Source organism: Pseudomonas sp. W17, from assembly GCF_040268305.1.
Lineage (GTDB): Bacteria > Pseudomonadota > Gammaproteobacteria > Pseudomonadales > Pseudomonadaceae > Aquipseudomonas > Aquipseudomonas protegens.
In genome coordinates, this window is record NZ_CP158490.1 from 1,344,199 (window position 1) to 1,366,446 (window position 22,248).

Consider the following 22,248-nt stretch of genomic DNA (forward strand, 5'->3'; position numbering starts at 1 on the left):
TCGGCCGCGAGCACAGGCTCGGGGCCTTGGGTTTTAGTGGGTTATTGCAGCACGAAGTAATCGTAGCGCATCGATACGCTGACCTCGAAAGGCTCGGCCTGCTCGATCACCGCGGCGCGGCGCTCGGCGCTGGCGCGCCAGCCATGGGGCGTCATGGCCAGCAGGTTGGCGCGGTCTTGCGGGCGTTCCAGGTGCAGCTTGAACTCCAGGGTTTCGCTGTGGGCCAGGGCCATGCCTTCGGGCACCAGGGCCAGGTGCTTGTCGTCGGTGTATTCGCGCACTTCGTCGTACAGGCGTTCGCGCAGTTCCATCAGGTGGCCGCTGGTGGGACCTACCTTCATCAAGCCGCCGCCGGGGCTGAGCAGGCGCTTGGCCTCCAGCCAGTCGAGGGGGCTGAAGACGCTGGCCAGGAACTGGCAGCTGGCGTCCGCCAGGGGGATGCGCGCCATGCTGGCGACCATCCAGGTCAGTTGCGGGGCACGACGGCAGGCGCGCTTCACCGCCTCCCGGGAAATATCCAGGGCGTAGCCATCGGCAGCGGGCAGGGCCTGGGCCAGTTGCGCGGTGTAGTAACCCTCGCCACAGCCGATGTCGACCCAGCGCTGGGGTGCGCGTTCTGCCGCCAGCTCCGCCAGGCGCCGGGCCACCGGGGCGTAGTGCCCGGCGTTGAGAAAGTCGCGGCGGGCCTCGACCATGGCCTGGTTGTCGCCCGGGTCACGGCTGTTCTTGTGCTGCACCGGCAGCAGGTTCAGGTAGCCTTGGCGTGCCCGGTCGAAACGATGCCCGGCCGGGCAGACCACGCCGTTGTCCACGGCGTTCAGCGGGGCACTGCAGAGAGGACAGGCAAGCATCAGGCGAGCAACTTGATCAGGGTCTGGTAGTAGATTTCGGTCAGCACATCGAGGTCGCTGGCCAGTACCCGCTCGTTGACCTGATGGATGGTGGCGTTGACCGGGCCCAGTTCCACCACCTGGGTGCCCAGGGTGGCGATGAAGCGCCCGTCGGAGGTGCCGCCACTGGTGGAGGCCTTGGTGTCGCGCCCGGTGACCTGCTTGATGCTGGCCGATACCGCGTCCAGCAGGGCGCCGGGTTCGGTGAGGAACGGGAGACCGGACAGGGCCCACTCTACATGCCAGTCCAGGCCGTGCTTGTCGAGGATGGCCGCGACCCGCTGCTGCAGGCCTTCCACCGTGGATTCGGTGGAGAAGCGGAAGTTGAACAGCGCGGTCAGTTCACCGGGAATCACGTTGGTGGCGCCGGTCCCGGAATTGAGGTTGGAGATCTGGAAACTGGTGGGTGGGAAGAAGGCGTTGCCGTCGTCCCAGTGCTCCGCCGCCAGCTCCGCCAGGGCCGGCGCCGCCAGGTGGATCGGGTTCTTCGCCAGGTGCGGATAGGCCACGTGGCCCTGCACCCCGCGCACGGTGAGCTTGGCGCCGAGGGAGCCGCGGCGGCCGTTCTTGACTACATCGCCCACCAGGCTGGTGCTCGAAGGCTCACCGACGATGCACCAGTCCAGGCGCTCCTTGCGTGCCGCCAGGCGCTCCACCACGGCCTTGGTGCCATGGTGCGCGGGGCCTTCTTCGTCGCTGGTGATGAGGAAGGCTACCGAGCCCTTGTGGTCTGGGTAGTCGGTGACGAAACGCTCAGCGGCCACCAGCATGGCCGCCAGGCTGCCCTTCATGTCCGCTGCGCCACGGCCGCAGAGCATGCCGTGCTCGTCGATCAGAGCGTCGAACGGGTCGTTCTGCCAGGCCTTGACCGGGCCGGTAGGCACCACGTCGGTGTGGCCGGCAAAACACAGCACCGGGCCTTCATGCTGGCCATGGCTGGCCCAGAAGTTGTCCACGTCCTCGATGCGCATCGGTTCCAGCTTGAAGCCGGCATCCCCCAGGCGCTGCATCATCAGCTTCTGGCAGTCGGCGTCGACCGGCGTCACCGAGGGGCGACGGATCAGATCACAGGCAAGTTGCAGGGTCGGCGAAAGCTCGGCATGGGCCGTCATGGGTAACTCCGGTGCAAGGCATTGTGCAGGAGCCGGCGGGGCGGCGAGGGCGGTTTAATCGATACACCGCGTTGCTTGGTTCGCTGGCAAACCAGCTCCTACAGGGTTGGGCGAGGCGCGCAAAATGGCGGATATCTTAAAGCAAAACGGCGGCCAGAGGCCGCCGTTTAGTGCTTTGGATCGATTTAGGCTGCGGGAGCCGGCTGGCTTTCTTCCGCCGGTTTTGGCAGCGACGAAAGGAAGGCCATGACCAGCGCTGCCACGTAAGGCAAAGACTGCACCAGGAGCATGGTCACCCAGAAGCGCATGTCGTTGCTCGGCAAGCCCTGCACCAGGAAGATCCCCAGCGCCGCGCCCCACAACAGCAGCATGATGAACAACTCTTCCCGGGCTTCCGAGATCGCCACCCAGAAGCCGTGGTTGTCGGCGTTCTTCGGGGTGCGGAAGAACGGGATGCTGCTGGTGAAGAAGCCGTACAGCACCGCCTTGGCGATGGTGTGGGACAAGGCCAGGCCCGCCAGGGCCGCGCAGAACGCGTCCTTGAGGTTGACCCCCACCGCACGGCGGTAGAGGAAGATGATCTTGCCCACCTTGAACACGAACAGCGCCAGCGGCGGGATGGCGAAGATCAGCAGCGGCGGGTCGACCCGTTGCGGCACGATGATCATCGCCGCCGACCACAGCAGGGCACCGACGGTGAAGAAGATGTTCATGCCGTCCGCGACCCACGGCAGCCAGCCCGCGAGGAAGTGGTAGCGCTGGCCACGGGTCAGCTCGGTGTTCTTGCCGCGCAGCAGGCTGGCGGTGTGGCGCTTGATGATCTGGATCGCGCCATAGGCCCAGCGGAAACGCTGCTTCTTGAAGTCGATGAAGGTGTCGGGCATCAGGCCCTTGCCGTAGCTTTCGTGGTGGTACGCCGCCGACAGGCCTTTCTCGAACACCCGCAGGCCCAGCTCGGCGTCTTCGCAGATGCACCAGTCGGCCCAGCCCAGCTCTTCGAGCACTGTGCGCCGGGTCATGGTCATGGTGCCGTGCTGGATGATCGCGTCACGGTCGTTGCGGGTGACCATGCCGATATGGAAGAAGCCTTTGTATTCCGCGTAGCAGAGCTTCTTGAAGGTGCTTTCGTTCTGGTCGCGATAGTCCTGGGGCGACTGCACGATGGCGATCTTCGGATCGGCGAAGTGCGGCACCATGTGCTTGAGCCAGTTGCGGTCGACGCAGTAGTCGGAGTCGATCACCGCGATCACTTCGGCATCCTTGGCGGTGTGCGGCAACAGATAGTTCAGCGCACCGCCCTTGAAGCCGGCCAGGGGCGCGACGTGGAAGAACTTGAAGCGCGGGCCGAGGGTCTCGCAATAGGCCTGCACCGGTTCCCAGACCGCCGGGTCCTTGGTGTTGTTGTCGATGATCAGGACTTCGAAGTCCGGGTAATCGAGGTTGGCCAGGGCATTGAGGGTCTGTTTGACCATCTCCGGCGGCTCGTTGTAGCAGGGTACGTGGATCGAGACTTTCGGCCGGTAGCTGGAGTCCCCCTCCACCGGCAGGAATTCGCGCCGGCGCTTGTGGATCCACACCGCTTCGGCCAGTTCATGGGCCTCGGTCAGCAGCACGATGAACACCCCCAGCGCGCCGAGGGCCAGGAGGAAGCCCACCGTCAGGCTGAACCAGGTACTGTACTGCTGGCTGTAGTCGTAGCCGATCCACACCAGCACCGAACCGCAGAGGAACGCGATAAAGGTCAGGAAGGTCCGGCCGCGCTGGCGCAGGGCCGAGCCGTCGATCATCAGCAGGGTCAGCGACAGCAGCGCCAGCACCACCGAGCCGATGGCCAGCACCCGCCATTGCGGGATGGCCACCACCGGGCCTTCGAAGTTGAATTTCTGCTGGCGCGCGGCGTTGAACACGCCCCAGTAGGCGCCCACCGAGCCTTCGTCGCTGGCCTTCCACGGCTGGTCGAAGGCTTCGATGACAAAGTAGTTGTAGCCCTGGCGGTTGAGCTTGTTGACCAGGGTACGCAGGTAGATCGCCTGGTCCGCCGGGCTGGCGTCGGCGCCACCACGCATGCGGCCGTTGCTCGGCCAGCCGACCTCGGACAGCAGCAGCGGTTTTTTCGGGAACATCTTCTTCAGGTCCCGGGCGCGGTCGAGGACGAACTGCTCGGCCTTGTCCACCGGGATGAACTCCCAGTAGGGCAGGATGTGCGCGGCGATCAGGTCGACGTGCTTGGCCAGCCCCGGGTTTTCCTCCCAGACGTGCCATTGCTCCGAGGTGGTGACCGGAACTTTTACCGCGGCCCGCACCCGGTCGAGAATCACCGACAGTTGGTCGGCGGTGATTTCCTTGCGGAAGATCGCCTCGTTACCCACCACCACCCGCACGACGCTGCGGGAGGTATTGGCCAGTTCGATGGCGCGCATGATTTCCCGCTCGTTGCGCTCCAGGTCCGGGCTGATCCAGATCCCCAGGGTCACGCGCAGGCCGAACTCTTCCGCGAGCCTCGGGATGTCTTCCAGGCTGCCGTCCACCGAATAGGTACGGATGTTGTCGGTCAGCTTGCTCATGATCTCCAGGTCGCGACGCATTTCATCGTCGGACGGGTACTGGTCCTTCTGCGGGAACTGGCCCTGCTGGAAAGGCGAGTAGGAAAAACCGGAGATCTGTTCCGGCCAGTCGGGGGCCGAGACCGGGCGATTGATCAGCGCCCAGAAACCGGTGAACAGCGCGGCAATGGCCAGCACTATCACCAGGTTGAGTCCAAATTTACGCGATGACATAGCTATTTCGGGTTCCAAAAGGTGTGGAACGAGGGAAGGGTTGGCAGGCGCCAAACGGCGGGCATCCTACACCGGCCCTCAACTGAGCGTACAGCGCACAGAGGAAAGCCAGACCTTGGGCACTGTATTCGGGTTTAAGTTCTTTACTTGTAGCTTCAAGGTTAAAACTTGTCGCGTTGAGGCCCTATAATGCGCGCCGGTTTTTTAGGTGATGGTCATGAGTACAGAAGATCCACGGTTTGCCGGCGTCGCCCGTTTGTATGGCATTGAAGGCCTGGAGCGGCTGCGGGCGGCCCATGTGGCGATCGTCGGAGTCGGCGGGGTCGGTTCCTGGGCGGCGGAAGCCATCGCCCGTTGCGGGGTGGGCGAGATCTCGCTGTTCGACCTCGATGACGTCTGCGTCAGCAACAGCAACCGCCAGTTGCACGCGCTGGACAGCACTGTGGGCAAGCCCAAGGTCGAGGTCATGGCCGAACGCCTGCGCGGCATCAATCCGGACTGCAAGGTGCACGCGGTGCCGGACTTCGTCACCCGCGAGACCATGGCCGAGTACATCACCCCGGACATCGATTGCGTGATCGACTGCATCGACAGTGTCAATGCCAAGGCGGCGCTGATTGCCTGGTGCAAGCGACGCAAGATCCAGATCATCACCACCGGCGGCGCGGGGGGGCAGATCGACCCGACGCTGATCCAGGTCTGCGACCTGAACCGTACCTTCAATGACCCGTTGGCCTCCAAGGTGCGTTCCACCCTGCGCCGCGACTACGGTTTCTCGCGCACCGTAACCCGGCACTACAGCGTGCCTTGCGTGTTTTCCACTGAACAGCTGCGTTATCCGAAGCCGGACGGCAGCATCTGCCTGCAGAAGAGTTTTGTCGGCGATGGCGTCAAGCTCGACTGTGCCGGCGGCTTTGGCGCGGTGATGATGGTGACCGCGACCTTCGGCATGGTGGCGGCGACCAAGGCGGTGGACAAGATTGTCGCCGGCGTGCGCCGCCCGTCGGAACGCAGCAAACCCGCCGCCCCGTAGGAGCTGGCTTGCCAGCGAAGAGGGCCGCGAGGAGGGTGCAAGGCTTATGAGCCTGTTCGCCAGCAAGCTGGCTCCTACGGAGCTACGGGGCGCTGGCCAGTTCGCTCATGCGTTGCAAGACGGCGTTCAGGCCATTGCTGCGCGAAGGCGAGAGTTGGCGCGACAGGCCCAACTGGTTGAACCAGTCGGCCAGGTCCACTTCCCGCAACTGCTCTGCCGTCAGGCCATTGACCCGCGCCAGGAGCAGGGCCACCAGCCCGCGAATCAGCCGCGCGTCGCTGGCTGCGGCAAACTGCCAATGACCGTTTTCCAGGGCCGCCACCAGCCAGACCTGGCTTTCACAGCCGTGCACCCGGTTGGCCTCGACCCGGTCGGCCTCGCTCAGGGACGGCAGGCGCTCGCCCCATTGCATCAGCAGGCGCGCCCGCTGTTCCCAGCCGGCAGCCCCCTGGAAAATCTCTAGGGCGGCGACGGCATCCGCCGGCAGGCTCATCGCAGCAGCTCCAAGGCCTGATCCAGGGCTTCGAAGAAACGCTCCAGGTCCTCGGAATCGTTGTACAGCGCCAATGACACGCGAATCGCTCCGGCCAACCCCAGGCTCTTCATCAGCGGCATGGCGCAGTGGTGCCCGGCGCGTACGGCAATGCCTTGTTCGGTCAGCAGGTGCGCCAGGTCGGCGTTGTGCACCCCATCTACGACAAAACTGACCAGGGCCACTTGCGGCGAGCCCAGCAGGCGGATGCCATTGCGCGCCTGCAAGCCGTGCAGCAGGTAGGCGTGCAGCGCTGCTTCATGGTCGGCCAGTGCTTGCTGATCCAGGCCGGCGAGATAATCCAGGGTGGCACCCAGGCCGATGACCCCGGCAATCGGCGGCGTACCGGCCTCGAAGCCCAAGGGGGCGGGGCGGAAGCTGGCGTGCTGGTAATCGGCCTCCTGGACCATTTCACCACCGAACTGCCAGTGGCGCAGGCCCTTGAGTGCTGCATGACGGCCAAACAGCACGCCGACCCCATCCGGGCCGTACAGCTTGTGGCTGGAGAACACATAGAAGTCGCAGCCCAGGGCCTGCACATCGTGGCGGCCATGGACCACGCCCTGGGCGCCGTCGATCACCGTCAGTGCGCCCTGGGCCCTGGCCATGGCCAGCAGTGGGGTCAAGGGTTGCCAGGCTCCAAGCACGTTGGACAGCTGGCTCACCGCCAGCAAACGGGTGCGCGGGCCGATCAAGCGGCTTGCCGCGTCGACGTCGATCAGGCCGTCCGGGTCCAGGGGCAGGACCAGCAGCTTGAGACCGCGACGTTGGGCCAGTTGCTGCCAGGGCAGCAGGTTGGCGTGGTGCTCCAGGGCGCTGATGACGATTTCATCGCCCGGGGAAAATTGGTGCTCCAGGCCGTAGGCCAGAAGATTCAGCGCGGAGGTCGCGCCGTGGGTGAAGACGATCTGCCCACTGTCACCGGCATTCAGCCATTGGCCGACCTTGCTGCGGCTGTCTTCGAACGCTTGGGTGGCGTGGGCGCCGGGCAGGTGTTGCGCACGATGCACATTGGCCGCGCCATTGGCGTAGTAGTGCGCCAGCGCGTCCAGCAGGGCTTGGGGTTTTTGCGTGGTGGCGGCGTTGTCCAGGTACGTCTGGTCCTGGCGATGCAGGGCGGCGATGGCCGGGAAGTCGGCGCGCCAGGGGGAGGCTACAAGCATGGTGGCAGAACTCGTTTGAACAGGCCGGGCGCCGATGATAAGCGCCTGGCCGGTTCCAGTGAAACCGAATCGCTGCTTAGTTGTGAGCGTGCAGCGCTTCGTTCAGCTCGATGGCCGACTTGTGGGTCTTGCACTCCACGGCGCCGGTTTCCGAGTTGCGACGGAACAGCAGGTCCGGCTGGCCGGCCAGTTCCCGGGCCTTGAGCACTTTGACCAGTTGATTGTTCTCGTCCAGCAGCGCCACCTTGGTGCCGGCGGTCACGTACAGGCCCGACTCCACGGTATTGCGGTCGCCCAGCGGGATGCCGATACCGGCGTTGGCGCCGATCAGGCAACCTTCGCCGACCTTGATCACGATGTTGCCGCCACCCGACAGGGTGCCCATGGTGGAGCAACCGCCGCCCAGGTCCGAACCCTTGCCGACGAACACGCCTGCGGAAACCCGGCCTTCGATCATGCCCGGGCCTTCGGTGCCGGCGTTGAAGTTGACGAAACCTTCGTGCATCACGGTGGTGCCTTCGCCGATGTAGGCGCCCAGGCGGATCCGCGCACTGTCAGCGATACGCACGCCGCTCGGCACCACGTAGTCGGTCATTTTCGGGAATTTGTCCACCGAGAACACTTCCAGCAGCTCGCCGCGCAGGCGGGCTTCCAGTTGACGCTCGGCCAGCTCGCCGAGGTCGATGGCACCCTGGCTGGTCCAGGCCACGTTCGGCAGCAGCGGGAACACGCCGGCCAGGCTCAGGCCGTGCGGCTTGACCAGGCGGTGGGACAGCAGGTGCAGCTTCAGGTAGGCCTCTGGAGTGGAGGTCAGCTGGGCATCTTCGGCCAGCAGGGTCGCTACCAGCGGCTTGTGGCTTTCGGCCAGGCGGGTCAGCAGGGCTGCCTGGGTGGCGTCGATGCTTTTCAGTGCGTCGGCCATTTGCGCGGCCTGGGCGGTGGTGAACGTGATGGCCTGGTTGCCTTCGCTGTAGCCGAGGATCGGCGCTACGGCAGCGACGATTTCAGCCGCAGGCTGGAGCAGGGGCGATGCGTAAAACACTTCCAGCCAAGCGCCTTGACGGTTCTGGGTGCCGACACCGAATGCCAGGCTGAACAGGGTAGTGGACATGCAGTTACCTCTTGCGAAATTGATTGAGCAGGCTTACTTGAGCGCCGCTGCGTAAAGGTCTGGCTTGAAGCCAATCAGGGTCTTGTCTCCGAGATCGAGCACCGGGCGCTTGATCATCGAAGGTTGCGCGAGCATCAGTTCAACGGCTTTCGCCTGGTCGAGATCGGCTTTGCTTTCGTCATCGAGTTTGCGAAAGGTCGTGCCCGCGCGGTTCAACACCACCTGCCAGCCGTGCTCGTCGCACCACTGATTCAGGTGCTCACGGTCAATGCCGGAGGTTTTGTAATCATGGAAGTCATAGCTGACAGCGTGTTCATCGAGCCAGGTGCGCGCCTTTTTCATGGTGTCACAGGCTTTGATGCCGAAAAGGTGCAACGTTTTGCTTGAAGCGGTCAAGGAATTGCCCCCTTTGGAGATGCTGGAGATGAAAGGTCACGGATTATGCCACGACCGCGCCGATTCGGCGTCGGCTGCTGCGGGGCTTTGTCGCATTGTGTTTCCGCGCCCAGGCGCCGTTGCGACTTTTGTGCAGCGGCGTAAACGCAGCTTAAGCGGCTAATATGGCACTTCTGCGGTGAATTCCTGCCGCCGTTGTGTGTCTGCTTTGAAGTTTCAGATCGGGAAGCCCGCTTTATGCAAACCGCCTATACCGTCCTCATCCTGCTGATGCTGGTGAGCCTCTCGCGTCTTGTCGGACGGGTGATTCCACTGCCGCTGCCCCTGGTGCAGATTGCCGCCGGCGCCTTGCTGGCCTGGCCGACCCTGGGGCTGCACGTGGCCCTGGACCCGGAGCTGTTTCTCTTCCTGTTCTTGCCGCCGCTGTTGTTTTCCGATGGCTGGCGCATGCCCAAGCGCGAATTCTGGCGCCTGCGCGGGCCGATCCTGACCCTGGCAGTAGGGCTGGTGCTGTTCACCGTGGTGGGCGCCGGCTACTTCATCCATTGGCTGCTGCCGAGCATTCCGTTGCCGGTGGCCTTTGCCCTGGCCGCCGTGCTTTCGCCCACCGACGCCGTGGCGGTATCGGCGATTTCCCAGAACCGCTTGCCCACGCCCCTGATGCACATGCTCCAGGGCGAGGCTCTGATGAATGACGCCTCGGGCCTGGTGACCTTCAAGTTCGCCCTGGCAGCGGCGGTGACCGGGGTGTTCTCCCTGGCCAACGCCAGCCTGACCTTTATCCTGGTGGCGGTGGGCGGCCTGGCGGTCGGCGTGGCACTGAGCTGGCTGGTGGGGCGCCTGCGGGCCTGGATGATCGCCCGAGGCTGGGATGACCCGGCGACCCACGTGGTGTTCATGCTGCTTTTGCCGTTCGCCGCCTATGTGCTGGCCGAGCGCCTGGGAGCCTCGGGCATTCTCTCGGCGGTGGCGGCGGGGATGATGCAGAGCTGGCTCGACCTGCTGCCGCGCCAGACCAGCACCCGGCTGCTCAATCGCAGCGTCTGGTCACTGCTGGAGTTCGCCTTCAACGGCCTAATCTTCCTGCTCCTGGGGTTGCAGCTGCCGGACATCATCAAGGCCGTGGTCAGTCACGAGACCTCGCTGTGGCCGACCCTGTTCTACCGTTGCCTGGATGTGGTGGCGATTTTCCTGGTGCTGCTGGTGTTGCGTTTCATCTGGGTGCAGAGCATCTGGCGCCTGTCCGGCCTGCTGCGGCGCTGGCGTGGCAAGGGCGAATTGACCCTGGTGCCGACCGCCCGTTCCTGCTGGTTGCTGACCGTGGGTGGAGTGCGCGGGGCGGTAACCCTGGCCGGTGTGATGTCGGTACCGTTGTTTCTAGGTGCCGGCGAAGCCTTTCCGGAGCGCGACCTGCTGATCTTCATCGCTGCCGGGGTGATCCTGCTGTCCCTGGTGGCGGCCTGCATTGCCCTGCCGCTGCTGCTGCGCGGCATTGTGAAGAGCCCTGACGACAAGCGCCGTGGGGAAGTGCGGGATGCCTGGCGCAAGACTGCCGAAGCGGCGATCCATGCCCTGGAAGCCGAAGAGGTGGCTGACACCGGTGAAACCCCGGATGCTGCCCAGGCGGCCCTGGCCACCGAACTCAAGGGGCGCTTGATGGCCGAGTACCGGCATCAGTTGGAGGTCTACAACGATTCCGCCGAGGCCCAGGCCCTGGCGTTCCAGATGGACTTGCTGGAGCGGCGCCTGCGGATCAAGGCCCTGCGTGCGCAACGGCTGGAGCTGTATCGGCTGAGCCGCCAGCATCAGATTGGCGACGATGTGCTACGCGAAGTACTGGCCGATCTGGATATGAGCGAGGCCAATCTGGGGCAGGTGAAGTGAGGTGTTCGCCGGCAGTCGGCTCCTGCTGTGGGAGCCGGCTTGCCGGCGAAAGGCCTCAAGCGCGACGCAGCACGAAATCGCGAATCCGTTCCGCTGCTTCCACGCATTCCGCCAGCGGCGCTACCAGCGCCATGCGTACCCGGCCGGCGCCCGGGTTGGTGCCGTCCACATCCCGCGACAGGTAGGAGCCTGGAACCACGGTCACATGCTCCTGTTCGAACAGGTCGCGGCAGAAGGCTGCGTCATCCCCGGCCACGTTCGGCCACAGGTAGAAGCTGCCGTCCGGGCGCTGCACATCCATCACGGGCGCAAGGATCGCCAGCACCGCGTCGAATTTCTCCCGGTACAAGGCGCGGTTGGCGCGCACGTGCACTTCGTCGTTCCAGGCGGCGACGCTGGCCAGTTGGGTCTGCACCGGCATGGCGCAGCCGTGGTAGGTGCGGTACAGCAGGAAGCCCTTGAGAATCTCGGCATCACCGGCGACGAAGCCCGAGCGCAGGCCCGGCAGGTTGGAGCGCTTGGACAGGCTGTGGAACACCACGCAGCGCTTGAAGTCCTTGCGGCCCAGTTCGACGCAGGCGCTGAGCAGGCCCGGGGGCGGTGTCTGTTCGTCGAAGTACAGCTCGCTGTAGCACTCGTCGGCGGCGATCACGAAGTCGTGCTCGTCGGCCAGCGCGATCAGCTTCTTCAGGGTGTCCAGCGGGATCAGCGCGCCGGTGGGGTTGCCCGGCGAGCACAGGAAGAGGATCTGGCAGCGCTGCCAGATCTCCGCCGGCACAGCGTCGAAGTCCGGGTTGAAGCCGTTTTCGTCCAGGCACGGCAGGTAGTGCGGCTTGGCCCCGGCGAGGAAGGCCGCGCCTTCGTAGATCTGATAGAAGGGGTTGGGGCTGACCACCAGGGCGTCTTCGCCGCGGTTGACCACGGTCTGGGTGAAGGCGAACAGCGCTTCGCGGGTGCCGTTGACCGGCAGTACATTGCGCGCCGGGTCGAGCCAGCCCGCGGGCACGCCAAAGCGCCGTTCGCACCAGCCGGCGATGGCTTCGCGCAGGGCCGGGATGCCCAGGGTGGTGGGGTAGACCGCCATCTGATCGAGGTTGCTGGCCAGGGCTTCGGCGACAAAGCTTGGCGAGCGGTGCTTGGGTTCGCCGATGGACAGGGCGATGGCGCGCTTGTCCGGGTTGGGCGTCACGGTGCCGAGCAAGGCGCGCAGCTTTTCGAACGGGTAGGGCTGCAACTGGTTCAGAGCGTTGTTCATGGAGGCGGTATCTCACTCAAAGCGGTGGTTCGGACCCGTCAGATGCTCAGGCGGGTCATTTCGATAGTCGGTTCGTGGCTGACGCTCAACTGCTCGACGATCGCATCCTGCAAGCGGCTGCACAGCTGGGGGTCGGACAGGGGCTGGTTGTGCGCATCGGTGATGAAGAACACGTCTTCCACGCGCTCGCCCAGGGTGGCGATCTTGGCATTCTGCAGCGACAGGTCGAACTCCAGGAAAATCTTGCCGATCCGCGCCAGCAAACCCGGGCGATCCGGGGCGCTGAGTTCCAGCACGGTCACCGGGCGTTGGGCGTCGTTGTGGATAGTCACCTCGGGGGCGAAGGCAAAATGCTTGAGCTGGCGCGGCACCCGGCGCTGGATGATGGTCGGGTAGTCGTCGGGGTTGCGCAGGGCGTCGGTCAGGCCCTTGCGGATCTGCTCGACTCGCTGCGGGTTGTTGCCGATGGATTCGCCGTCGTTGTCCAGGACGATGTAGGTGTCGAGGGTGAACTGGCTGCTGGAGGTGATGATGCGCGCGTCATGGATGTTCAGGTTGAGCTGGTCCATGGCGGCCACGGTCACCGCGAAGAAATCGTGCTGGTCCGGGGCGTAGATGAAGATCTGGGTGCCGCCCTCGAACTCGCGCTGGGTGATTTCCTTGATCAGCACCAGCGGCCCGCCGTCGGCCGGCTGCTGGAGGATCGCGTCGCTGTGCCAGGCCACGTCGCCGGCGGTGTGGCGCAGGAAGTAGTCGTCCCCCAGTTGGGACCAGAGTTGTTCCACTTCGTCCGGGTCGGTGCCGTTGCGCACCAGGATGTCCAGGGCGGCGCTCTGGGTCTGGCGGATCTGCTCTTCGCGGTCCACCGGGTTTTCCAGGCCGCGGCGCAGGGCTCGCTTGGTCTCGGTGTAGAGCTGGCGCAACAGGCTGGCGCGCCAGGAGTTCCACAGCGTCGGGTTGGTGGCGTAGATATCGGCGACGGTCAGTACGTAGAGGTAGTCGAGGCGGGTCTGGTCGACCACGATCTGTGCGAAATCGTGAATCACCTGCGGGTCGGACAAGTCCTTGCGCTGAGCCGTGGTGGACATCACCAGGTGGTTCTGCACCAGCCAGACGATCAGCCGGGTATCCCACTGCGGCAACTGGTGGCGCACGCAGAAGGCTTCGGCATCCACGGCGCCGATTTCCGAGTGGTCGCCATGACGGCCCTTGCCGATGTCGTGGTATAGACCGGCCAGGTAGATCAGCTCGGGCTTGGGCAGCTTGCCCATGAGCTTGCTGGCCAGCGGGAATTTTTCGGAGATCGGCGTGTACTGCATTTTGCGCAGGTGCTTGATCAGGTTCAGCGTGTGGGCGTCCACGGTATAGATGTGGAACAGGTCGTGCTGCATCTGCCCGACGATGAAGCCGAACTCCGGCAGGTAGCGTCCGAGAATGCCGTAGCGGTTCATCCGCCGCAGGTTGCGGTGGATGCCGATTTCGCACTTGAACAGCTCGATGAACAGGCTGGTGTTGCGGATATCGTGGCGGAAGTCGTCGTCGATCAGGTGCCGGTGTTCGCGCAGCAGGCGGATGGTGTCGGCGCGCACGCCCTTGATTTCCGGGTGCTGGGCCATCAGCACGAAGATCTCCAGCATGGCGAACGGCGTGCGCTTGAACACGTTGTCGTTGATCGCCTCGATGTAGCCGTCGTGCAGTTGGAAGCGCGCATTGATCGGCTGTGGCGGAGCCTCGTCCTCGGGGGCGAGGATCACCTCCTCGAAGTGCTGGATGATCAGGTCGCTCAACTGGGCGATGCTCATCACCACCCGGTAGTACTGCTGCATGAAGCTTTCGATGCTCTGTTTCGCATCTTCGCCCTCGAAGCCCAGCAGGGTGGCGATGGAGCGCTGGTGGTCGAGCAGCAGGCGGTCCTCGGCGCGCCCCGCGAGCATGTGCAGCGCGTAGCGGACCTTCCACAGGAACTCCTGGGACGAGGCCAGGAGCGCGTTTTCGCTTTCCACCAGGAAGCCTTCGCCGGCCAGGGCCCGCAGGTTCAGGGTGCCGTACTGGCGGCGCGCGACCCAGAGGATGGTCTGGATGTCCCGCAACCCACCCGGCGAGCCTTTGACGTTGGGCTCCAGGTTGTATTCGGTGTCGTTGTACTTGTGATGGCGGGCCTTCTGCTCGGCCCGTTTGGCCAGGAAGAAATCCTTGCTCGGCCACATGTGCTCGGTGCTGGTCACTTGCAGCATGCGCTGGCGCAGGTGCTCGGGGCCGGCAATGGTGCGGCTTTCCATCAGGTTGGTGATCACCGTCAGGTCGGCCCGCGCCTGTTCGGCGCATTCGTCCACCGAGCGCACGCTTTGCCCGACTTCCAGGCCAATGTCCCAGAGCAGGGTAAGAAAGCGTTCGATGGAGTCCCGGAAAATTTCGTGGTCGGCGCTGTCCAGGAGGATCAGCAGGTCGATGTCGGAATAGGGATGCAGCTCGCCGCGACCGTAGCCGCCGACCGCCACCAGGGCGATGTCGGCGTCGTCGCTCCAGCTGAACTGGTCCCAGGCCTTTTGCAGGATGTTATCGATGAACCAGGCGCGGTCTTCGATCAGCCGGCGGATCTCCCGCCCACTGCGAAAGCGCGTATCCAGCACTTCCCGTGCCTGGCGGATGGCCTTCTTGAAGGCGGCGATAGGGCTGGCCTTCAGGGCCAGTTCCGCCTGGAACTGGCCGCGGTCGAAGAGTTCGGGGTCCACCTGCGGCATCGATTGGCTTTCCTTTCTATCTATAAGGTCGGGACGCAGCGTTGTGGATCAGGCAGACACCCGGGCGATGGTGTCATCGCTGCGCAGGGTGAAGATCTCGTAGCCGGTCTCGGTCACCAGCAGGGTGTGTTCCCACTGCGCGGAGAGCTTGCGGTCCTTGGTGATGGCGGTCCAGCCGTCGCCCAGGACCTTGGTGTCGGCCTTGCCCTGGTTGATCATCGGCTCGATGGTGAAGGTCATGCCGGCCTTGAGTTCCATGCCGGTACCGGCACGGCCGTAGTGCAGGATCTGCGGCTCTTCGTGGAACACCTTGCCGATGCCGTGGCCGCAGAACTCGCGAACCACCGAGAAACCGTTCTTTTCCGCGTGCTTCTGGATCACTTCGCCGATGTCGCCCAGGCGGCAGCCCGGTTTCACCAGTTCAATGGCCTTGTACATGCATTCCTGGGTGATCTGCGACAGGCGCTCGGCCCAGACCGGCACGGTGCCAACGTGGAACATGCGGCTGGTGTCGCCGTGGTAGCCGTCCTTGATGACGGTCACATCGATGTTCAGGGTGTCGCCATCCTTCAGCGGCTTCTCGTTGGGAATGCCGTGGCACACCACGTGGTTGATCGAGGTGCAGATGGATTTGGGGAAGCCCTTGTAGTTCAGCGGGGCAGGGATCGCACCCTGCACATTGACGATGTAGTCATGGCAGATGCGGTCCAGTTCTTCGGTGGTGACACCGGGTTTGACATGCTCGGCAATCATTTCCAGCACGTCGGCGGCCAGTTTGCCGGCGACACGCATTTTGGCGATGTCCTCGGGAGTTTTGAGGGTGACGGTCATACAGGCTCTCTTGACGCCCAGGGGCGCGATAAACACGGAAATGGCTCGAAAACCCGCATGCGCAAGGCTTGGCCTACGATGGGCCAGCAAGGTTTTCAAAAGCCGCAAAGGTGCGATTCTAACAGAGGCTCAGCGCAAATCTGAGGTTCTGCTGGCGCTTCTCTCCATACAATGGTGCATTCTGGACCGATTCCAAGAGGCGGGCAAAATGCCTGCGGATCGCCGAGTGTGAATCCGGGTTCCGTTTTTGCCCTTGCTGTGGTATAAAATGCGCCGCTTTCCGGGGATGCCCCGAAAAGCTCAAACCCACACACGTGTCGACACGATGACCTGGGTGCCCTCAGCACAAGCTGTTGGTTGGTCATTGGGATACGTGGAGGCCTAACCCGACTTATTAAGGAACTATCATGTCCCAAGTCAACATGCGCGATATGCTGAAGGCCGGTGTGCACTTCGGTCACCAAACCCGTTACTGGAATCCGAAAATGGGCAAGTACATTTTCGGCGCGCGCAACAAGATCCACATCATCAACCTTGAAAAAACCCTGCCAATGTTCAACGAAGCTCTGACTTTCGTAGAGCGTCTGGCCCAGGGCAAAAACAAGATTCTGTTCGTCGGCACCAAGCGTTCCGCTGGCAAGATCGTTGCTGAAGAAGCAGCACGTTGCGGTTCGCCGTACGTTGATCACCGCTGGTTGGGCGGCATGCTGACCAACTACAAAACCATCCGTGCTTCCATCAAGCGTCTGCGTGACCTTGAAGTGCAAGCAGAAGACGGCACCTTCGCCAAGCTGACCAAGAAAGAGGCGCTGATGCGTACTCGCGATCTGGAAAAGCTGGATCGTTCCCTGGGTGGTATCAAGGACATGGGCGGCCTGCCTGACGCACTGTTCGTGATCGACGTTGACCACGAGCGCATCGCGATCACCGAAGCCAACAAGCTGGGCATCCCGGTCATCGGCGTTGTCGATACCAACAGCAGCCCGGAAGGCGTTGACTACATCATCCCAGGCAACGATGACGCCATTCGCGCCATCCAGCTGTACATGGGTTCGATGGCTGACGCTGTGATCCGTGGTCGCAACAACGTTGCTGGCGGCACCGAAGTGTTCGAAGAAGCTGCAGCACCGGCGGCTGAAGCCTGAGTAACTGACGCGTAGCGTTGACTCAGCACGCAAAAAGGGGGCTTGGCCCCCTTTTTGCCAACTCGAAAATCATTTCGTCGTCGTGCCCCGACAGTTTCTGTAATGCGGGGCTGTTATGAAGTGGTTTCGGGGCAATGCCCAAGAATTGAGCGCCCGTTCGATCGGGTGGAATGGTTGAAAACCTATCCAAGAGGATTTTGAAAATGGCAGAGATTACTGCAGCGTTGGTCAAAGAACTGCGCGAGCGTACCGGCGAAGGCATGATGGACTGCAAAAAGGCCTTGACCAAGGCCGGCGGCGACATCGAAAAAGCCATTGATGACATGCGTGCTTCCGGCGCCATCAAGGCTGCCAAGAAAGCAGGCAACGTTGCTGCTGAAGGCGCTATCGCCATCAAGGACGACGGTAAAGCCGCTGTCCTGCTGGAAGTCAACTCGCAGACCGACTTCCTGGCTCTGCAGGACGATTTCAAGGCATTCGTTGCCGCTAGCGTGGAAAAGGCTTTCGCTGACAAGCTGACCGACGCCGCTCCGCTGATCGAAGCTCAAGAAGCTGCCCGCCTGATCCTGGTTGGCAAGACTGGCGAGAACGTCAACATCCGTCGTCTGGCTCGCGTTGAAGGCGACGTGGTCGGCACCTACCTGCACGGCAACAAGATCGGTGTTGCGGTTGTTCTGAAAGGCGGTTCCGTTGAACTGGCCAAAGACATCGCCATGCACGTAGCGGCCAGCAACCCTGAGTTCCTGCTGCCATCGCAAGTTTCTGCTGAAGCGATCGAGCGTGAAAAGGCTGTGTTCCTGCAGCTGAACGAAGACAAGATGAAAGGCAAGCCAGCCGAAATCGTTGAAAAAATGATCGCTGGCCGTATCAGCAAGTTCCTGGCCGAAGCCAGCCTGGTTGAGCAAGCTTTCGTCAAGGACCCAGAAATCACCGTAGGTGCTCTGGCCAAGAAAGGCGGCGCTGAAATCGTTTCCTTCACCCGTTTCGCGGTAGGTGAAGGCATCGAGAAGAAAGAAGACAACTTCGCCGAAGAAGTTGCTGCACAACTGGCTGCTGCCAAGCAACAGTAAGACGGTTTTTTCAACTGTCGCCCAGAAGAGGCTGCCCGCTCACGCGCGCAGCCTCTTTTCAAATGGGCAGGGTAATTTAGTTGTTTATCCTCGGAACCGCCTTACAAAGTCGTGTTCTGATGGCGCTGTGACAGCGTCAAGCTAGAGTGAACGCAGGCTGTAAACAGCCCGCAAAGAATTTTTTAAATACGCCGCAGGAGAGATTCGCAATGGCTCAGCAGGGCAGTGGTTATCAAGCTCGCTATAAACGCATTCTACTCAAGCTTAGCGGCGAGGCCCTGATGGGCTCGGAAGAGTTCGGGATCGATCCCAAGGTGCTGGATCGCATGGCGCTGGAAGTCGGCCAGCTGGTTGGTATCGGCGTCCAGGTAGGCTTGGTGATCGGTGGTGGCAACCTGTTCCGCGGCGCTGCATTGAGCGCGGCCGGGATGGATCGGGTCACGGGCGACCACATGGGCATGCTGGCCACTGTGATGAACGCCCTGGCCATGCGTGATGCACTGGAACGTGCGAATATCTCGGCCATCGTGATGTCGGCTATTTCCATGGTCGGCGTGACCGATCACTATGACCGTCGCAAGGCGATGCGCCACCTGAACTCCAAAGAGGTGGTGATCTTCGCGGCCGGTACCGGCAACCCGTTCTTCACCACCGACTCCGCAGCCTGCCTGCGCGCTATCGAGATCGATGCCGACGTGGTGCTCAAGGCAACCAAGGTCGATGGTGTTTACACTGCAGACCCGTTCAAGGACCCGCATGCCGAGAAGTTCGATCATCTGACTTACGATGAAGTGCTGGATCGCAAGCTGGGAGTGATGGACCTGACGGCAATCTGCCTGTGCCGCGACCACAAGATGCCGCTGCGGGTATTTAACATGAACAAGCCCGGCGCCCTGCTGAATATCGTGCATGGTGGCGCTGAAGGAACCCTGATCGAGGAAGGCGAGCAATGATCAACGAAATCAAGAAAGACGCTCAAGAGCGCATGAAGAAATCCCTGGAGTCCCTGGCCCATGCATTCGGCCAGATTCGCACCGGCAAGGCTCACCCCAGCATCCTGGGCAGTGTGATGGTGCCTTACTACGGTACCGACACACCGTTGAGTGGCGTTGCCAACGTTACCGTGAAGGACTCCCAGACCCTGCAGGTAGTGCCGTTCGAGCGCAATATGCTCGGAGCCATCGACAAGGCCATCGGCAGTGCCGGTCTTAACCTCAATCCGACCAACCTGGGTGAGCTGCTGCTGATCAAGATGGCACCGCTGACCGAGGAAACCCGCAAGGGCTTCACCAAGCAGGCGCGTGCTGCCGCCGAGGATGCGCGGGTTGCAGTGCGCAATATTCGCCGCGATGCCCTGGGTGAGTTGAAGAAGCTGACCAAGGACAAGGAAATCAGCGAAGACGAAGAGCGCCGTGGCAGCGCCGAAATCGATAAGCTGATCAAGGACTTTGAAGCTCAGATCGCCAAGGCGACTGAGGAAAAAGAAAAGGACTTGATGGCCGTATAAGGGTCAGGCGTTTTCATGGAAAAGACCAAGCAGTCCGTGTTGTCCTCGGTGCCGCGCCATGTGGCGATCATCATGGACGGTAATAACCGCTGGGCAAAAAAACGCTTTATGCCGGGTGTCGCCGGGCATAAGGCGGGTGTCGATGCGGTACGTGCAGTGATCGAAGTGTGCGCTGAGGCCAAGGTCGAGGTGCTGACCCTGTTTGCCTTTTCCAGTGAAAACTGGCAGCGGCCGGCTGACGAAGTCAGTGCCTTGATGGATCTGTTCTTCAAGGCCCTGCGTCGTGAAGCCAAGCGCCTCAACGAGAACAACATCAGCCTGCGGATCATTGGCGATCGTTCACGCTTCCATCCCGAGTTGCAGGCGGCGATGCGCGAAGCGGAGGCCATTACCGCAGGTAGTGATCGTTTCATCCTGCAGATCGCCGCCAACTATGGCGGCCAGTGGGATATCGCTCAGGCCGCCCAGCGCCTGGCGCGCGAGGTCCAGGCCGGGCATCTGCGGCCCGAGGACATCACTCCGGGCCTGCTGCAGACCTGCCTGGCGACCGGCGACCTGCCGCTGCCGGACCTGTGCATCCGGACCGGCGGCGAGCATCGCATCAGCAATTTCCTGTTGTGGCAGCTGGCCTATGCCGAGCTGTATTTCTCCGACCTGTTCTGGCCGGACTTCAAACACGAAGCCATGCGTAACGCATTGGCCGATTACGCATCTCGCCAGCGACGCTTCGGTAAGACGAGCGAACAGGTCGAGGCTGGAGCCCGGGTTTAATGCTTAAACAACGAATCATTACTGCGCTGATCCTGCTGCCGATCGCCTTGTGCGGGTTCTTCCTGCTCGAAGGCTCGGGGTTCGCCCTGTTCATCGGCCTGGTGGTAAGCCTCGGTGCCTGGGAATGGGCACGCCTGGCGGGCTTCGAGGCGCAGCCGGCTCGGGTGGCCTTCGCCGTGGTGGTGGCGGCGCTGTTGTTCCTGATGCATCTGGTTCCGGGCGTTGCGCCCTGGGTGCTGGGGGCTGCGGTGCTGTGGTGGGCGCTGGCGACCTACCTGGTGCTGACCTATCCGCGTTCCAGCGAGCAATGGTCCGGTGCCGCACCCAAGTTGTTGATCGGCCTGCTGATCCTGCTGCCGGCCTGGCAAGGGCTGGTGTTCATCAAGCAGCTGCCACTGGGCAACTGGTTGATCATGGCGGTGATGGTGCTGGTGTGGGGCGCGGATATCGGTGCCTACTTCTCCGGCAAGGCCTTCGGCAAGCGCAAGCTAGCGCCCCAGGTCAGCCCGGGCAAGAGCTGGGAGGGCGTGTATGGCGGCCTGGCGTTGAGCCTGGTGATCACCGCGGTGGTGGGGCTGGTGCGTGACTGGCCCCTGGGGCAGATGATCCTGGGGCTGCTGGGTGCGGCGATCGTTGTATTCATTTCGGTGGTCGGCGACCTGACCGAGAGCATGTTCAAGCGCCAGTCGGGTATCAAGGACAGTAGCAACCTGCTGCCCGGTCATGGTGGGGTGCTGGACCGCATCGACAGCCTGACCGCGGCCATTCCGGTGTTTGCCGTGCTGTTGTGGATGGCTGCGCTGTGACGGCTGTACAACAGATCACGGTTCTGGGGGCTACCGGTTCTATCGGTCTGAGCACCCTGGATGTGATTGCCCGTCATCCGGATCGTTATCAAGTGTTTGCCCTGACGGGCTTCACGCGTCTGGCCGAGCTGCTGGCGTTGTGCGTAAAGCATGAGCCCCGTTTTGCGGTGGTGCCCGAGGCCGTGGTCGCCGGCCGCCTTCAGCAAGATTTGCGCGCCGCCGGCCTGGCTACCCAGGTGCTGGTGGGGGAGCAGGGGTTGTGCGAGGTGGCCTCGGCTCCGGAAGTCGATGCCGTGATGGCGGCGATTGTCGGTGCGGCGGGGTTGCGCCCGACTCTGGCGGCGGTTGAGGCTGGCAAGAAGATCCTGTTGGCCAACAAGGAAGCGCTGGTGATGTCTGGCGCGCTGTTCATGCAGGCAGTGGGCAAGAGTGGTTCCGTGCTGTTGCCTATCGACAGTGAACACAATGCGATCTTTCAATGCATGCCCGCGGATTTTTCCCGCGGGCTGAGTCGGGTCGGTGTGCGACGTATTCTTCTGACGGCTTCGGGCGGTCCTTTCCGTCAGACGCCTCTGGAAGAGCTTGAGCATGTTTCCCCCGAACAGGCCTGTGCCCATCCGAACTGGTCCATGGGGCGCAAGATCTCCGTGGACTCGGCAAGCATGATGAACAAGGGGCTGGAACTGATCGAGGCCTGCTGGCTATTTGATGCCAGGCCTTCCCAGGTCGAAGTGGTGGTGCACCCGCAAAGCGTGATCCACTCGCTGGTGGATTACGTCGACGGCTCGGTCCTGGCGCAGTTGGGTAATCCGGATATGCGCACCCCGATCGCCAATGCCCTGGCCTGGCCGGAGCGCATTGATTCCGGTGTAGCGCCGCTGGATCTGTTCGCCATTGCTCGCCTGGATTTCCAGGCACCCGACGAGCAGCGGTTCCCTTGCCTGCGCCTGGCACGGCAAGCTGCCGAGGCGGGTAACAGCGCTCCGGCCATGCTGAATGCGGCCAATGAGGTGGCGGTATCGGCGTTTCTCGAGCGGCGCATCCGCTACCCGGAGATCGCGAGTATCATCGATGAGGTTTTAACCCGTGAGTCTGTGGTCGCAGTCAATGAACTCGACGCAGTGTTTGCGGCAGACGCCAGGGCTCGAGTCCTGGCGCAACAATGGTTGCAGCGTAACGGGCGATAGGATTCGCGACCGGGGCGAGTGGCGGCGAATAGGATTG

19 protein-coding genes are annotated in these 22,248 nt (G+C 62.8%); 9 read left to right on the plus strand and 10 right to left on the minus strand.

All coding sequences use genetic code 11. The annotated features are described in order from the left end of the window. Positions 1–41 precede the first annotated feature (41 nt). The 3 genes from ABCR88_RS06040 to ABCR88_RS06050 all read right to left on the minus strand — a co-directional run bounded on the left by ABCR88_RS06040 (position 42) and on the right by ABCR88_RS06050 (position 4,779). Positions 42–851, minus strand: a complete 810-nt coding sequence (locus ABCR88_RS06040; RefSeq protein WP_041116198.1) for a putative RNA methyltransferase — start codon at positions 849–851, stop codon at positions 42–44. After that, on the minus strand, positions 851–2,002 hold the full coding sequence (dapE, locus tag ABCR88_RS06045) for a succinyl-diaminopimelate desuccinylase (RefSeq protein ID WP_325985561.1): 1,152 nt from the start codon (positions 2,000–2,002) through the stop codon (positions 851–853). Before dapE ends, ABCR88_RS06040 begins: the two co-directional genes overlap by 1 nt. Positions 2,003–2,187: 185 nt before the next feature. Beyond that, a complete protein-coding gene (locus ABCR88_RS06050) occupies positions 2,188–4,779 on the minus strand; it encodes a glycosyltransferase (protein ID WP_011059514.1) in 2,592 nt (863 codons plus the stop codon). Between the two features lie 211 nt (positions 4,780–4,990). Between ABCR88_RS06050 and tcdA the strand changes: the two genes are divergently transcribed. Continuing rightward, a complete protein-coding gene (gene tcdA / locus ABCR88_RS06055; protein WP_073698950.1) occupies positions 4,991–5,812 on the plus strand; it encodes a tRNA cyclic N6-threonylcarbamoyladenosine(37) synthase TcdA in 822 nt (273 codons plus the stop codon). Between the two features lie 82 nt (positions 5,813–5,894). Here tcdA and ABCR88_RS06060 read toward each other — a convergent pair whose 3' ends face one another. The 4 genes from ABCR88_RS06060 to ABCR88_RS06075 form a co-directional block, all read right to left on the minus strand. Continuing rightward, positions 5,895–6,305: a SufE family protein gene (locus ABCR88_RS06060; protein WP_041116200.1), complete on the minus strand. Its 411-nt coding sequence runs from the start codon at positions 6,303–6,305 to the stop codon at positions 5,895–5,897. Next, complete coding sequence (locus tag ABCR88_RS06065; protein WP_041116202.1) at positions 6,302–7,507, minus strand: aminotransferase class V-fold PLP-dependent enzyme; 1,206 nt, start codon at positions 7,505–7,507, stop codon at positions 6,302–6,304. The genes ABCR88_RS06060 and ABCR88_RS06065 overlap by 4 nt, the downstream gene beginning before the upstream one ends. Before the next feature lie 76 nt (positions 7,508–7,583). Further along, positions 7,584–8,618 carry a 2,3,4,5-tetrahydropyridine-2,6-dicarboxylate N-succinyltransferase gene (gene dapD, locus ABCR88_RS06070; RefSeq protein ID WP_011059518.1) on the minus strand — a complete coding sequence of 345 codons (1,035 nt, stop codon included), beginning with the start codon at positions 8,616–8,618 and terminating at the stop codon, positions 7,584–7,586. A 33-nt stretch (positions 8,619–8,651) separates the two neighbouring features. Continuing rightward, a complete protein-coding gene (locus ABCR88_RS06075; protein WP_011059519.1) occupies positions 8,652–9,014 on the minus strand; it encodes an ArsC family reductase in 363 nt (120 codons plus the stop codon). A gap of 237 nt (positions 9,015–9,251) precedes the next feature. On the opposite strand from ABCR88_RS06075, the gene ABCR88_RS06080 reads away from it, so the two are divergent. Continuing rightward, positions 9,252–10,898 carry a Na+/H+ antiporter gene (locus ABCR88_RS06080; protein ID WP_041116206.1) on the plus strand — a complete coding sequence of 549 codons (1,647 nt, stop codon included), beginning with the start codon at positions 9,252–9,254 and terminating at the stop codon, positions 10,896–10,898. Between the two features lie 55 nt (positions 10,899–10,953). On the opposite strand, the gene dapC is transcribed toward ABCR88_RS06080, so the two are convergent. From dapC to map, 3 genes are read right to left on the minus strand one after another with little or no spacing between them, the layout of a single operon-like run. Beyond that, positions 10,954–12,153 (minus strand): succinyldiaminopimelate transaminase, encoded by a 1,200-nt coding sequence (dapC, locus tag ABCR88_RS06085; RefSeq protein WP_041116208.1) that lies wholly within the window; start codon positions 12,151–12,153, stop codon positions 10,954–10,956. Between the two features lie 38 nt (positions 12,154–12,191). Continuing rightward, positions 12,192–14,894 carry a [protein-PII] uridylyltransferase gene (locus ABCR88_RS06090; protein WP_015634331.1) on the minus strand — a complete coding sequence of 901 codons (2,703 nt, stop codon included), beginning with the start codon at positions 14,892–14,894 and terminating at the stop codon, positions 12,192–12,194. A 48-nt stretch (positions 14,895–14,942) separates the two neighbouring features. Beyond that, positions 14,943–15,725 carry a type I methionyl aminopeptidase gene (map, locus tag ABCR88_RS06095; RefSeq protein ID WP_011059523.1) on the minus strand — a complete coding sequence of 261 codons (783 nt, stop codon included), beginning with the start codon at positions 15,723–15,725 and terminating at the stop codon, positions 14,943–14,945. Between the two features lie 407 nt (positions 15,726–16,132). Between map and rpsB the strand changes: the two genes are divergently transcribed. From rpsB to ispC, 7 genes are all read left to right on the plus strand, one after another. Then, positions 16,133–16,870, plus strand: coding sequence for a 30S ribosomal protein S2 (rpsB, locus tag ABCR88_RS06100; RefSeq protein WP_011059524.1), 738 nt, complete (start codon positions 16,133–16,135; stop codon positions 16,868–16,870). A gap of 203 nt (positions 16,871–17,073) precedes the next feature. Further along, on the plus strand, positions 17,074–17,940 hold the full coding sequence (gene tsf, locus ABCR88_RS06105) for a translation elongation factor Ts (protein WP_011059525.1): 867 nt from the start codon (positions 17,074–17,076) through the stop codon (positions 17,938–17,940). A gap of 209 nt (positions 17,941–18,149) precedes the next feature. Beyond that, the gene (gene pyrH, locus ABCR88_RS06110; RefSeq protein WP_011059526.1) at positions 18,150–18,893 is read left to right on the plus strand and encodes a UMP kinase; all 744 of its coding nucleotides are present in this window, start codon (positions 18,150–18,152) and stop codon (positions 18,891–18,893) included. Further along, complete coding sequence (gene frr / locus ABCR88_RS06115; protein ID WP_011059527.1) at positions 18,890–19,447, plus strand: ribosome recycling factor; 558 nt, start codon at positions 18,890–18,892, stop codon at positions 19,445–19,447. Before pyrH ends, frr begins: the two co-directional genes overlap by 4 nt. 15 nt (positions 19,448–19,462) lie before the next feature. Next, complete coding sequence (uppS, locus tag ABCR88_RS06120) at positions 19,463–20,218, plus strand: polyprenyl diphosphate synthase (protein WP_011059528.1); 756 nt, start codon at positions 19,463–19,465, stop codon at positions 20,216–20,218. Next, entirely contained in the window at positions 20,218–21,024 is an 807-nt protein-coding gene (locus ABCR88_RS06125; protein ID WP_041116212.1) for a phosphatidate cytidylyltransferase, read from the plus strand. Before uppS ends, ABCR88_RS06125 begins: the two co-directional genes overlap by 1 nt. Further along, positions 21,021–22,211 carry a 1-deoxy-D-xylulose-5-phosphate reductoisomerase gene (ispC, locus tag ABCR88_RS06130; protein ID WP_041116214.1) on the plus strand — a complete coding sequence of 397 codons (1,191 nt, stop codon included), beginning with the start codon at positions 21,021–21,023 and terminating at the stop codon, positions 22,209–22,211. Before ABCR88_RS06125 ends, ispC begins: the two co-directional genes overlap by 4 nt. The last annotated feature ends 37 nt before the right edge of the window (positions 22,212–22,248 follow it).